The 13,570-nt window shown below is 60.4% G+C and carries 11 protein-coding genes; 4 read left to right on the top strand and 7 right to left on the bottom strand.

The features are described 5' to 3' along the window. Window positions 1–64: 64 nt before the first annotated feature. Entirely contained in the window at window positions 65–952 is an 888-nt protein-coding gene (locus AC2TE5_RS10000; protein WP_484613133.1) for a LysR family transcriptional regulator, read from the bottom strand. A 97-nt stretch (window positions 953–1,049) separates the two neighbouring features. On the opposite strand from AC2TE5_RS10000, the gene AC2TE5_RS10005 reads away from it, so the two are divergent. Continuing rightward, window positions 1,050–2,105: an SDR family oxidoreductase gene (locus AC2TE5_RS10005; RefSeq protein WP_484613134.1), complete on the top strand. Its 1,056-nt coding sequence runs from the start codon at window positions 1,050–1,052 to the stop codon at window positions 2,103–2,105. Window positions 2,106–2,146: 41 nt separating this feature from the next. On the opposite strand, the gene AC2TE5_RS10010 is transcribed toward AC2TE5_RS10005, so the two are convergent. Further along, window positions 2,147–3,127, bottom strand: coding sequence for an NAD(P)H-dependent flavin oxidoreductase (locus AC2TE5_RS10010; protein ID WP_484613135.1), 981 nt, complete (start codon window positions 3,125–3,127; stop codon window positions 2,147–2,149). Window positions 3,128–3,262: 135 nt separating this feature from the next. On the opposite strand from AC2TE5_RS10010, the gene AC2TE5_RS10015 reads away from it, so the two are divergent. Further along, a complete protein-coding gene (locus AC2TE5_RS10015) occupies window positions 3,263–4,147 on the top strand; it encodes a LysR family transcriptional regulator (RefSeq protein WP_484613136.1) in 885 nt (294 codons plus the stop codon). Here AC2TE5_RS10015 and AC2TE5_RS10020 read toward each other — a convergent pair. Further along, complete coding sequence (locus AC2TE5_RS10020; RefSeq protein ID WP_484613137.1) at window positions 4,119–5,573, bottom strand: aminotransferase-like domain-containing protein; 1,455 nt, start codon at window positions 5,571–5,573, stop codon at window positions 4,119–4,121. The two genes, AC2TE5_RS10015 and AC2TE5_RS10020, sit on opposite strands and share 29 nt — an antisense overlap. A 96-nt stretch (window positions 5,574–5,669) precedes the next feature. On the opposite strand from AC2TE5_RS10020, the gene AC2TE5_RS10025 reads away from it, so the two are divergent. Then, complete coding sequence (locus AC2TE5_RS10025) at window positions 5,670–6,437, top strand: arylamine N-acetyltransferase family protein (protein ID WP_484613138.1); 768 nt, start codon at window positions 5,670–5,672, stop codon at window positions 6,435–6,437. Window positions 6,438–6,459: 22 nt separating this feature from the next. On the opposite strand, the gene AC2TE5_RS10030 is transcribed toward AC2TE5_RS10025, so the two are convergent. From AC2TE5_RS10030 to AC2TE5_RS10045, 4 genes are all read right to left on the bottom strand, one after another. After that, the gene (locus tag AC2TE5_RS10030) at window positions 6,460–9,537 is read right to left on the bottom strand and encodes an efflux RND transporter permease subunit (protein ID WP_484613139.1); all 3,078 of its coding nucleotides are present in this window, start codon (window positions 9,535–9,537) and stop codon (window positions 6,460–6,462) included. Next, window positions 9,534–10,682, bottom strand: coding sequence for an efflux RND transporter periplasmic adaptor subunit (locus AC2TE5_RS10035; RefSeq protein WP_484613140.1), 1,149 nt, complete (start codon window positions 10,680–10,682; stop codon window positions 9,534–9,536). Before AC2TE5_RS10035 ends, AC2TE5_RS10030 begins: the two co-directional genes overlap by 4 nt. Before the next feature lie 78 nt (window positions 10,683–10,760). Next, the gene (locus AC2TE5_RS10040) at window positions 10,761–11,957 is read right to left on the bottom strand and encodes a sensor histidine kinase (protein ID WP_213328444.1); all 1,197 of its coding nucleotides are present in this window, start codon (window positions 11,955–11,957) and stop codon (window positions 10,761–10,763) included. Continuing rightward, the gene (locus tag AC2TE5_RS10045) at window positions 11,954–12,649 is read right to left on the bottom strand and encodes a response regulator (protein WP_198885310.1); all 696 of its coding nucleotides are present in this window, start codon (window positions 12,647–12,649) and stop codon (window positions 11,954–11,956) included. Before AC2TE5_RS10045 ends, AC2TE5_RS10040 begins: the two co-directional genes overlap by 4 nt. A gap of 124 nt (window positions 12,650–12,773) precedes the next feature. Here AC2TE5_RS10045 and AC2TE5_RS10050 point away from each other — a divergent pair, with 124 nt between their 5' ends. Further along, window positions 12,774–13,559 carry a MipA/OmpV family protein gene (locus tag AC2TE5_RS10050; RefSeq protein WP_484613141.1) on the top strand — a complete coding sequence of 262 codons (786 nt, stop codon included), beginning with the start codon at window positions 12,774–12,776 and terminating at the stop codon, window positions 13,557–13,559. The last annotated feature ends 11 nt before the right edge of the window (window positions 13,560–13,570 follow it).

The raw sequence follows: 13,570 nt of genomic DNA on the forward strand, positions 1-13,570 counted from the left end.
GGATACGGTAAAAACACTCTATTCCTTGCGGGTAAAAAATGCACGTCATTTACGGCGGAAACAATCAGTTTTTCTTTATTATTTCAGGCAGTAATTGCTCAATCACGCTGACGACCTTTCTGACGCGCTGCGGAATAAAGCGGGCGTCAGGATAAACGGCGTAGAGGAAGCGATCGGGCAAGCGCCAGTCGGGCAGCACCGGTACCAGCGTGCCTGCCTGCAGCGCCCTGGCCACGAGCGGTCGCTGCATGCCGCCGATGCCGATGCCTGACTCCAGCGCCTGCAGCAGCGCGTCGCTGGTGTTGGCACGGAAAACGGTATTCACGTTGACCTCGACCGTCTCCTCGTCAGAAATCAGGCGCAGGGGGGCATCCAGCGGAATACCGCTGAAACGTACGTGTGGCAGCGTCGTCAGTTCCCTGACGGCGTGTACCGCCTGAAAACCGGGAGCGGCAAACAGCGCGGCTTCAATACGCGCCAGCACGCGAGCCGCGTGCGCCTGCGGAGGCTCACTGCCCAGCCGTATCGCGACATCCACGCCCTCCGTCACCAGGTCGGCAAGGCGGTCATCCAGGGAAATCATCAGCTGCAGTTCGGGATGCAGGCGCTGTAGCGCCAGCAGATGCGGCAAAACGATCTGCCCCAGGCCGCTCGGTAGCTGGACGTGGACGCGTCCCTGAACGTCAGGGTCGACAGGATGTAAACGTCTCTCCGCTTCCCCCATGGCGTCCAGCACGAGCTGCATATCACGCCGGTAACGTTCACCCTGTTCGGTCAGCTTCATCGTACGCGTCGTACGGTGCAGCAGTACCACACCCAGTGATTCCTCAAGCGCCGCGATCTGTTGACTGACGGCGGACTGCTTAATACCGGTCTGACGGGCGGCCGCCGAAAACGAGCCCGCTTCAGCGACGCGTAGAAAGGTGTAAATGGCATTGAGCTTATTATTCATTTAATGATTCTGCTTATAAGTGCCATCGGTTTCAGGGGATATCTCCAGAAAAAATAATAGATCACACTGCGTCTGTCACCCTTTACGGAGAAACACCATGAATAAGATGCAGCAACACAACGTCGCCCTGGTCGCGGGCGCCAGCGGCATTGTCGGCAGACAGCTGGTCAACACCCTTCTGCACCATCAGTGGAAGGTGATCGGCCTCAGTCGCCACGCGGTAGCCCACCCGGACGGCATTCCCGTGGTGAACGTCGATTTACTGGATGCGCAGGACACCGCGCGGGCGTTGGACGCCCTGAACGGTGTCACCCATATCTTTTACAGCGCCTGGGCGAACGCGGCGAACTGGACGGACATGGTTGAGCCGAACGTCACCATGCTGAGTAATCTGGTCAGCACCCTCGAAAAAACGGCGCCTTTGCAGACGGTAAGCCTGATGCAGGGGTATAAAGTTTATGGTGCACATCTTGGGCCGTTTAAAACCCCGGCGCGGGAAAGCGATCCCGGCGTACCGGGTGCCGAATTTAACGCCGCGCAGCTCACGTGGCTCAGCCAGTTTCAGCGGGGGAAAGGCTGGCACTGGAATGCCATCAGGCCTGGCGTGGTGGGGAGTGCGGTACCGGGTAATGCCATGAACCTCGCGCTGAGCATCGCCCTGTACGCCTCCCTGTGCAAGGCGCTGGGTTTACCGCTGCGTTTTCCCGGTTCGGAACAGGCCTGGCACAGCATCGTTGACCATACCGACGCCGGGCTGCTGGCCGAGGCAACCCTATGGGCCGCCACGTCACCTGCGGCACAGAATCAGGCCTTCAACGTAAACAATGGCGATATCTGGCGCTGGAGCGAACTGTGGCCGCGCATCGCACGCTGGTTTGAACTGGACTCTGCGCCGCCGGTGAGGTTGTCATTTCATCAGCTGTTTAACGACTATCGCGGGGTATGGCGCGAGCTTGCAGGGGAGAGGCTGGTGGAAGCGGATATTCTGCAGCTGAGCGACGGGCGGTTTGCCGATTTTGTCTTTAGCTGGGATTACGACATGTTCGGTGACGGGAGCAAGCTGCGCAGGGCGGGCTTTACGCAAATGCAGGCCACCGATGAGATGTTTTTCAGCCTGTTTGCGCAGCTGAGAGCCGCGCGGATTATTCCCTGATGAACCTGGGCTTCCTGGTGCAGGCCAGGACGCCGGGGCACTTACTCAACCGTTAACGCATTAACAACCTCGGCCACGCTTTTCACGCTGCGGATGTTCCCAATCCCCGTGCCGAGGGCGATATAGCCCTCATCGGTATTATTTTCCAGCATGCCCAGGCGCAGGCCCCGTAATCCTCCCATCGCCTTGCCCAGCGCTTCGTTGCTTGCGCCTGCTTTATCCATCGCCGCCAGTTTGTCCGCCAGCTTGCCGGGAAGCGCGCGGTAGTAATGGGGAACGGTGCGGAAAAGCAGTAAATCGAGACCGTTGGCGGCAACAATTTTCTCTTTGACCCCCTGCGGCACGCGGCTTTCTTCCGTGCTGATAAAGACCGACCCGGCAAACACGCCTTCCGCACCCAATGCATGCGCCGCTCTGGCGGTGCGATTATCGGTAATGCCGCCCGCGGCCATCACCGGGACGTGCTTCACGGCATCGGCAATCAGCGGCACGATGGAAAAGGTGCCAAGCACCGTTGCGGGTAACGTTCCGCCCTCATCAAAACCGGTGGCGACGATAATGTCAGCCCCCATTTCTTCCGCGAGGCGGGTGTTCTCCGGCGTTGGGTTGATGTCGCGGTAGATAATGGCGATACCCGCCTCTTTTAACTCGCTGAACAGCGCGGGAATAATGCTGCCTTCCCCATAGCCCGTATACACAACGACCCTGACGCCTTCTTCTTTCACCACCTGAAGGATCGGCCCTGTCCAGACGTCATTAACGGCCGTGGGGATCAGGTTCACGCCAAACGGTTTCTCGGTCAGCCGTTTGGTTTTACGAATCTCCTCGCGCATTTTTTCGGCGGTCTCTTCCGGCGTGGACACCGCGGTGTCGGCGGTTAAACCAGCATTGGGCCCCAGCACGCCGAGCCCTCCGGCATTGCTGACCGCAGCGACCAGGCGGGCATCCGTGAGCCAGGATAACGGCCCCTGAATAACAGGTTTTTCGATACCCAGGATCTGACAAATACGGTTATTTTTCATAGCAGACTCTTCCTTACGTTTGAATGGGGAAGAGTGTAGGGCGCAGGATTGTTAGGAAAAATAGCCAAAAAGATTCATCACTGTTATAAAATTAATAACAATCACTTTATCCTGCTCGCGGCAAGAGCGTCTCTTATGCAAATGAACCTCTTTGAATCTATTCGAATTTTTATTGAAATTGTCGAGTCAGGCAGTCTTACCCAGGCGGCGGAGAATTTGCAGATCCATCGTCCGGCGGTCACCAAAGCGTTACAGCTTCTGGAGCAGCACAGCGGCACGCGGCTACTGCAGCGCACAACGCGTCGGATTAGCCTGACGCCGGATGGGGAAGCATTTTACCGCCGGAGTAAACCCCTGCTGGCGCAGGCGGACGAATTACTGGAGTCGTTTGGTACGGACCGGGCAATACACGGCCAGCTGCGTGTGGATATGCCGGTCTCTTTTGCCACGCTGCGGGTGATCCCCAATCTGCCTGATTTTTATCGTCAGCATCCTGAGATCGACATCATTCTGAGCAGCTCTGACCGCCGTCGGGATATGCTGCGGGATGGCCTGGACTGCGTGCTGCGGGTGGGAGGGCTGGAGGACGGCGAGTATATCGCGCGTAAAATCGGGAACATCAAAATCACGACCTGCGCCAGCCCGGCCTGGCTGGCCCAACACGGTACGCCAGAAACGCCGGATGATTTACGCAGGCATCAGGCCATCAACTGGATTAATAACCGCAGCAGACAAATTCATCCGTGGACGTTTACCACGCCAGAAGGCATCGCGGAAATTACCCTTCCCGGTAAGCTTGTCGTGGATAACTCAGAGGCCTACATCGCGGCAGGCCTTGCCGGGCTGGGGTTAATGCAGGGGATGAATCTCTTTCTCCAGCCTTACATTGACCGCGGCCTTCTGGTTGAAGTCTTGCCAGACTATCGATCGCCGGACCGCAAGCTGTCACTGCTCTATCCACACCGTCACCTCTCCCGCAAGGTTCGGGTCTTTACCGAATGGCTGGAGAGTCTGGTGTGAAAGCAGCCAGCTCGTGACACAGCGCGCCAATCTGGTCCACGGCGTTCAGCAGGCGGGGCGTGGGTTCGTTTGCGCAGTTCAGCCGCAGAAAGTGCGTTAACTCCGCGGCCGGGGAAAACAGGGGGCCAGGGCTGACGCCAATACCCAGCGCCAGCGCGCGGCGATGCACCTCCAGCGCGTTGACCTGCTGAGGCAGCTCTACCCACAGCAGGAAACCGGCTGCGGGTACGCTAACGCGCGTACCGGGTGGGAAACTGGCCTCGACCCGCGCCACAACGGCGCGGATCCCCTCTGCGACCCGGCGCTTCAGCCGCCGCAGGTGACGATCGTAGTCGCCGCTTGCCAGCATCTCGCACGACGCGGCTTCCAGCAGCGGCGTGCCGGCCCAGTCTCCGGCCATGCGGGCCTGTAAGACCTGCGGGTGGTAGCGTCCGGGGGCAATCCAGCCGATTCGCCAGCCCGGCGCCAGCGTTTTTGACAGGGAGCTGCAGTAAATCACATTCCCGCTCTGGTCGAACGCCTTGCAGGCCGGAGGACGTTGCCCCTCGCCGACCAGGTCACCGTAGACATCGTCCTCAATCAAAGGAATTCCCGCCTCTTCAAGCAGGGCAACCAGTTCATGCTTGCGCGCGACGGGCATGCTGGCACCCAATGGGTTTTGCACGGTGGGCGAGGCCAGAACGGCAGCAGGGCGGTGGCGGCGAATGGCGTCCGCCAGCGGTTCCAGCAGCAGGCCTTCGACAGGATCGGTGGGGATCGCTAAGGCCTTCAGGCCTAAATCTTCCAGCAGCAGGAGCGTGCCAAAGTAGGCGGGCTGCTCAATCGCCACGACATCGCCCGGCTGGCACACGGCCCGAAGGGCCAGGCGCAGCGCCTGCGTCGCGCCTGCGGTAATAATGACATCGTCCGCGCCGAACCGGGCTCCCCACTGCGCAGAACGCGCGGCAATCTTACTGCGCAAATCCCCCCTTCCCGGAGGCAGGCTGTAGCTCTGTCCATGCGCGTCCAGACGACGGCCAGCAGAGTGCAACGCCCGCTGCAGCGCGTCTCCCGGCAGCCACGCGGGATCGGGCAGGGCGGCGCCCAGCGGGATCAGCCTGGCTTCTGCACTGCTGAACAGCGACCGGGCCACGGCGGACAGGGTGACGGGGACCGGGCCTGGCGAGGAACGCGCGGGCTCTACGCGCGGTGGCAGGCTGGTCTGGCGGATGTAATATCCTGAACGCGGGCGCGCAACGATCAGCCCTTCAGCCTCCAGGCAGCGAAGGGCCTCCAGCGCCGTCGGAAGGCTAACGTGCTCGCGCTCGGCCAGTTTGCGTGCGGAGATCATCCTGTCACCGGCGCGCAGCGCGCCAGACGTGAGCGTGAGGCGCAGCATCTCGGCAATTCGGCGATAGTGTGGGGACGACTGGGACGGGGCAGACATGGGTATCTGTTCAGGCTAATTTTCGATAAAACTGACTATACAGCCAATGATGCGCGCCATCTATAGTGTCCGGCATGTTCAGGACAAGGAGGCATTATGCACAGCGATAATTTCAACATTTCCACCTATTTCAAACGCATAAACTACACCGGACCGGCGTCTGCCGATACGGCCACCCTGCATGCGCTGATGCGTCATCAGCTCTTTTCCGTTCCCTTTGAGAATCTGGACGTGCAGGCGGGTAAAATTGTCTCGCTGGCGCCAGACGACATTGCCGATAAGGTCTTAACGCAGGGGCGCGGCGGCTACTGCTACGAGGTGAACGGGCTTTTTGCCATGGCGCTGGCGGCGTTAGGAATACCTTACCGCTTCGTGGCGGCGCGCCCGATGTTCTACCCCGCGCGGCGGCCGAAAACCCATATGGCGTTGATTGCCGAGGTGGAGAGCCGACAGTGGCTCTGCGATCTCGGGTTTGGCAGCTACGGCATTCGTGCGCCGATGGCGCTGGACACGCTTGATGTGGAAATCACGCAGGATTTCGACACGTTCCGACTGAGCCGCAGCGCGGAAGGCGAATATCTGCTTGAGGCGAAGGTGGAGGGAGAATGGGCCCGGCAATACGGCTTTGATCTCACGCCTCAGGAATGGATTGATTTCGTCCCGGCCAACTACCTTAACTCCACGCACCCGGATGCGATCTTTGTGCAGAAGCGTGTTGTGGTGCAGCACAGCCCGGAGGGACGCCAGATTTTGCTGGGCGATATGCTGAAAACCATCACGGCGAACGGCACTGAAACGCGGCAGCTGGCGGAGGAGGAAATCCGCCATGTCCTGAAAAACCGTTTTGCGCTGACCGCCGCGTAATCTGCCGGGAAACGGTAGGGCCTCAGCGCAGTCCGTCTTCTGTGGCGTTGCGCTGAGCGCCCCACTGTAGCAGCAGGCTAAACGACGCGGGTAACACGGTCAGCGTCACCAGCGTCGCAGCCAGCAGCCCGCCGATAATGGCATAGGCCATTGGGCCCCAGAAGACCTGGTGAGAAATGGGGATCATGCCCAGAATGGCGGCGCAGGCGGTCAGACAGATGGGTCTGGCCCGGTGCTCCGCGGCCGCCATAATCGCGGCATCGTTTGCCATCCCCTGAGCAAGATTGCTGTCAACCTCGCTAATTAATATCACCGCGTTCCGCACGATCATCCCCGCCAGGGCGATGACGCCCAGCAGCGCGACAAACCCCATCGGCGTTCCGCCGGGCAGCATAGCCAGCACGATCCCCGGTAAACCAAACGGGGCCATCAGGAGTGCCAGCAGCATCCGGGAATATCGCCGTAGCTGAAGCATCAGCAGCAACAGCATGATGACCAGCGTCACCGGAAGGACGGTAAAGACGGAGCTGTTCCCCTTATCCGATTCGGCAACCGCGCCGCCTTCTTCAATGCTGTAACCTGCCGGCAGGCTCGCGCGCAGTTTATCGACCGCCGGACGCAGCGCCGCGGATACCGCTTCAGCCTTCAGCCCCGGGGCAAGATCCGTTTGCACCGTGATAAAGGGCACGCGCTGGCGACGCCAGATGACCGGATCGTCCACGCCCCAGACCGGCGTCGCGACGGCGCTGAGCGGAATTTTTTTACCGTCATTCCCCTGAATCGTAAGCGAGGAGAGGGTGGCGGTGCTGTGACGTTCACTGTCCGAGGCCCGGAGCACTACGTCGACAAGGCGGTCGTTATCCCTGATGGACGTGACAACGCTGCCGGACCAGACGGTGTTCAGCGTGCGGGCGAGGCTTTCTGACGATATTCCCGCCGCCCTGGCCGCCGTCTGATTCACCTCAAGGGTTATGACCCTCTCCGGCTCTCCGGCCGTCTGGTTAACGTCGCGTGAGAACGGGGACTGGCCAATCGCGTCCGTGAGACGGTTCGCAAACGCCCGGACCTGCAGATAATCAGGCCCGCTCACCCGGTATTTGATTGGCCAGCCGACGGGCGGCCCCAGCTCAAGGGGCGACACGCGCGTGATGATGTCGCTAAACTGCGTCGCCAGGATCCTGTTGAGCTGCGCATGCAGACGATCCCGCGCCTCAAGATCCTTAGCCACCACAACCATTTGGGCGATATTTTCATTTTCCAGCAGCACGTCCATCGGCAGGTAAAAACGGATGGCACCCGACCCGACGTACGTCGAATAGCGATTGATGTTGCCGTTGCCGGCCAGCGCCTTTTCCAGCTTTTCCACCTCTCTTAACGTTTCCGGCTGCGACGCGTTGGCCGGAAGCGTCAGGCTGACCAGCAGCTCAGGCCGGTCCGAAGCGGGGAAAAACTCGCCCTGCATAAACGTCGTGCCGTACACGGACAGCCCCAGCGCGGAAAGGGCGAGCAGCACGGTAGCGGCCCGGTGACGCAGTGCCAGGCGTAAAAGCCGTCCGTACCCGCGCGCGATCCTTCCGGGTCCCGCCGCGTGATGTCTGACTTTTTCCGGCAACAGCCACGTGCCCGTCAGCGGCGAGAACAGGATCGCGACAGCCCAGGAACAGAGCAGGGCAATGAGCACCACCGCAAACAGGGAAAAACAGTATTCACCGGCGCTGGAGGCCGCAAAACCAACGGGAATAAAACCGGCAATCATCACCAGGGTACCGGTGAGCATCGGGAAGGCCGTCGTTTTGAATGCATGGGTGGCCGCATGCCGACGGGAATCCCCCGCTTCCAGCCGGGAGACCATCGTTTCGACGGCGATCATGGCGTCATCCACCAGCAGGCCCAGGGCAATGATCAGCGCCCCGAGCGAGATGCGCTGAAGGCCGATGCCTGCGAGCATCATGCCGGCAAACGTCATGGCGAGCACCAGCGGGATGGCCGTCGCCACCACCAGCCCGGCCCGTAAGCCCAATGAGACAAATGAAACCGCCAGCACGATAATAACGGCTTCGATAAGCACCCGGATAAACCCGCTTACCGCGTCACTGACCACCGCCGACTGATCGGCGACTTTCACCATCTCGATACCGTGCGGCAGCCCGGCGCTGAGGGCCGCCATTCTGGCGTTCAGCGCAGCACCGAAACGCAGCATGTTGCCCGTTGGCGCCATCGACACCGCCAGCCCGATAGCCGGTTTGCCGTTTACCCGGTAAGCAGGGGCAGGCGGCTCGGCGATTTCCCGGGTGACGGTTGCAATGTCGGTCAGCGGAATATAGCGATTGTTCACGTGCAGCGTGACGGCCCGTAAATTCTCTTCGGTCGTGAGCGCCCCGCTGACCTTTATCGCCATATTCTCCTGCCCGGTACGCAGAGTGCCTGCCGGAACAACCGCGTTCTGCGCCCGCAGGGCGTCGGCGACCGCCTGAATATCAAGCCCCATCCCGGCCAGGCGTGCCGGAGAAAAGGCGAGAACCCATTGCTCCTGCTGTTCGCCGAGCAGGGTGGTTTTGCCCATATCCGGCAGGGACATAAGCTCGCGACGCAGGGTCTCTACGCGATCCCGCACCTCACGCAGGGTGAAACCTTCGGGAATAAAGGCATAAATTGTGCCGAACGTGTCGTCAAACTCGTCGTCCACGGCAGGACCCTGCACCCCTTCAGGCAGGGACGGCGCGATGTCCTGCATTTTTTTGCGAACCTGATACCAGATATCCGGCACGCTTTGCGGGGGCGTATCGTCACGGAGGTTGACGTGGATAACGGTACGTCCGGCCCGGGTTTCACTTTCGAGATAGTCCAGCCAGGGCGTTTCCTCCAGCTTTTTTTCAAGCGTATCGGTCAGCAGGCGGGTGGTATCCGCCACGGATGCTCCCGGCCACTGCGCGGAGACGACGGCCGTTTTGATGGTAAAAGCCGGATCTTCATTACGCGGCAGCTTCTCATAGCAGAATACGCCCATCGCAATCACCAGCAGCATGAAAAAGCTGACCATCTGCTGGTTCTTCAGCGCCCAGGCGGAGAGGTTAAATTTGTCTTCCGATCCTGAGTTCATGGCTGAACCTCTCCGGCCATCACCGGTTCGCCGGACCGCAATGTGCTCACGCCCGCCGTAATCACCCGATCGCCGGGCTCAAGGCCGGAGGCAATCATGACGGAGGAGGCCGTATAGCTCGCGGGCACCACCGCGCGCAGCTGCGCCCGCGACTGCGGGGTAATCACAAAAACGGCCGGTTTGTCGCCGGCACGGGTCAGCGCGGACGCGGGAAGGGTGTACCCGTGCGGGGCTGACGATGGCAACGTGACGGTCACGCTGGCACCCAGCGCCATGGCCGCCGGCGGGTTTTGCAGGGTGGCTCTGACGCGCCAGGTGCGGGTCTGAGGATCGGCCTGCGGGGTGATATCACGAAGCACGGCAGACGCCTGCACCGACGGATCGCTGAGGAGGGAAACCTGCAAAATCGCCTTATCCAGAGGCGGGATCGCATCAGGGGTGGCAATATCAAACGCCACGTCGCGATCTTCCCCGGTCGCCAGCGTCAGCACGGACTGACCGTCGCTGACAACCTGCCCGGCAGAGGCGTTCACGGCCGTGATGACGCCCGCCTGGGGCGCGATCAGGCGCGTCCAGCCGAGGCTTTCGCGGGCATTTCGGCGCGCGGCCTCGCTGCTTTTTAAGCGCGCGCTGGCGACAAGCCAGTCCGCACGGGCGCTGTCGAGCTGCGTGCGGGCTATCGCACCCGTTGGCATGAGCTTTTGCATTCGGCTGACGTTAAGCGCGGCGACCTGCGCAGAGGCTTTGGCGCCTTCATAGTCGGCCTCAGCGCCGTCGAGCTGGTTTTGCCCGGTCGTGTTGTCAAGCGTGGCCAGCAGCTGTTCGGCGGTGACACTGTCACCAATATCGACGCTACGCGTCAATATCCGGCCCCCGGTGCGAAAGCTCAGGGTCGTTTCATCGTGGGCATGGATCTCACCGGTTCTTTCCAGCGCGGGAAGGGGGTGGGCGGTGCCAACCACGACGTAGCGTACCGTTCGTACCGGGTCGGGCTTATTTTCGTGTTTATCACCGCAGCCGGTCAGCGGAAAAATCGCCAGCGCAAGCAGGGCCAGGGGAAGAAAATGCAGCCAGGAAAGGGTGCGCGCCACGCCGTACATATGATGCAGGCAGTGGCGGAGGGAGAGAAAAAATTCGTCTGACATAACGCCGCTCCATAAAGGGAATGGCGTTATTAAATGCGCGCTACGTCGAGAAAGATTCGATGTTCTGTCAAGGCTTTATCAAGAGTGGAGATTTTCATTATCGGACGGATGCCAGGGCAATAAAATGCGCACGGCAAGGCCGCCGGTTTCCGGTAACGACGCGCTAATCTCACCCCCATGCGCCTGACAAATCGCCCGGGCGATGGACAAACCGAGGCCGCTGCCGCCGGAATGCCGCGCGCGGGACTGCTCCTCGCGGCTAAAGCGTTTAAACATTTCCGGTAGGAACTGGGGCGATACGCCCGGCCCGTCATCGGTAAATTCGAGGGTGTAATGCCCGCTGGCGTAGTGCAGCGCCACCTCAAGATGGCCGCCATCGCGTCCGTAACGTAGCGCATTTTCCATGAGGATGGTAACAACCTGGCCCAGACGGAACGCATCGCCTCTGAAGGGGCAGGTGCGCGGGTTACGAAGCGTTATCCGGAAATGATGCGCATCAGCCTGGGGCATGATCCAGGCAGCCCGCTCCTGAATCAGCTCATCCAGACAGAACGGCTGATCCTCCAGCACAAGGTTACCCGCGTCGGCCAACGAGAGAAGGTGGAGCTCATCGGTGAGGCGGTTGAGGTGCTGGAGCTGTTTCATCACCATGCCCAGCTGCGCCGGGCTGGCATCAAACACGCCGTCTAACATGCCCTGCAGACGCCCAATGGCGGCCGTCAGGGGCGAGCGCAGCTCGTGCGCCATCGCGACGTGTGAGGCGCGGAGCTCTTTTTCATAGCGGGCGAGTTGCCCCGTCATGGAGTTAAAGTCGGCCGCAAAGCTGACCATTTCCGCCGGCGCATCCTTGATAAGTTCCGCCTGACGGCCAAACTGCCCGTCGGCGACATCCTTTGCCGCATCGCGAAGGCGGCTGAACTGCAGCGCCAGCGGCCGGGCGTGTTTTAGCCCCATCACCACGATAAACGGGATCATTACCAGCACCAGCAGGGCCACCGTGACCCAGTCGGCTGAGGCGATAGACGGCGTGGAATAGCTCAGGCCCCACCAGGTGTCCACAATCGTGTGGAAGCGGGCCGGATTGGCCTGCGGGTTCTGGCTGAGCGTAAGAAACTCCTGCCGGACCGCCGACGGCATCCTGCCCATTATCCAGTAGTTCTGCACCGCATAGCGTAGCCACATGCAGGTGGCAATGACGATCACGCTGCCGATGGCCAGCGCTAAGATGCGCGCGCAAATCCAGCGCCACAGAGAGGAGTGCCGGTTTTTTATCATGGCTGTCTGAACCTGTAACCCACGCCGCGAACGTTGATCAGCACGCCGGAAATACCCGCCGCTTCGAGTTTTTTACGCAGGTTATAAATATGGGTGTCCACCACGCGCTCCAGCGCCTCGCTTTCCGGCAAGCAGTGTTCCAGTAAATACTGACGGGAAAACGGGTGCGCAGGAGAACGCAGCAGCGTTGCCAGAAGCGAGAATTCCGTTGGCGTAAGATCGAGCATCACGGGCGCGTCGCCGCCGTTATCCACGCTCGCCACAATGGCGGCGACATCCACCTCCAGCGTTTGCCAGCGAAGGATCGCTTCGTCTGTCTCTTTTTTACTGCTGCGCCGCAGCACCGCCTGCACCCGAGCCACCACTTCTCCCGGATGATAAGGCTTCACAACGTAATCATCGGCACCGTACCGCAGGGCGCCAATACGGTCGGGGGTATCCCCCATGGCCGTGACCATGATAACCGGCACATCGCTTTTACGACGCAGTCCCGCCAGCACCTCGGTGCCGTTAAGCCCCGGCAGCATCACGTCCAGCAGGATGAGGTCTGGCTTCCACCGCTGCGCCATATCCAGCCCGGAAAGACCGTCCCCGGTAATGGTCACGTCGTAATTTTCACGCCGTAAATAGGCTTCGAGCACGCCAGCCGCATCGGCGTCATCTTCAATAATCAGCACTCTTCTGGACAACATCCGTTCACCTTGACCATTTCTTAACACTTTCCCGACGATTCATTGATTCAGCCAAATCATACTGCGCCAACATTGTATGGCCGCCCCTGAATCAGGAGACGCCAGCGTCTGTATGGAGAGCAGTATGATAGCGATAAAAAAAGTCCTGTATATGTCCGTCCCGCTTCTGATGGTCGTGACGTCCGGCGTGCAGGCGGATGATGGCTCCGCTTCCGATTCCTTAACCGTCGGGCTGGGAGGGCAGTATGCCCCGCGTTACTCAGGCTCAGACAAGCAGGTGTGGCAGGTGGTTCCGGTGCTGCAGGGTCGTAAAGGCGCTTTCTTTATTGATGCGCAAAAAGGGGTGGGGTATGACCTGCAAAACGACAGCGGTTGGTATTTCGAACACACGCTGGGCTACGACTTCGGAAGGGCTGAGAAAAATTCAGGCTGGCGTGAGGGGGCAAACAATCTGAAAGGGATGGGGGACATTGATGCCACCCTGAATACCGGCCTTGCCGTGGGCTGGCAGGCCGCGCCCTGGCTGAGTGTGGAAGGCAAAGCGACGCTGCCGTTAACGGACAGCCAGGGGGCCAGCTATCAGGCTTCCGTGACGCTAATCCCCGTACAAAATAACCAGGACACGATCGCCTTTCAGTCCGCGGCCCTGTTTGGCGACGGTCGTTATCTGAATACCTGGTATGGGGTCAGCGAGCAGCAGAGCCGCCGCACCGGATATCGGCGCTATTCAGCGCCGGGTGGATTTTACGGCGTCGACACCAGTCTGACCTGGAGCCATCAGTTCGATGCCCACTGGGGGACGGTCCTGAGCGCGGACTATACCTGGCTTGGCGATCGTGCGAATGACAGCCCGATCGTGATGCGACGTAATGAAGGGTCAGCAACCGCCGCTATCACCTGGACATTTTAACCAGGGACAGG

The sequence above is a fragment of the Enterobacter sp. N5-15 genome (assembly GCF_057221635.1).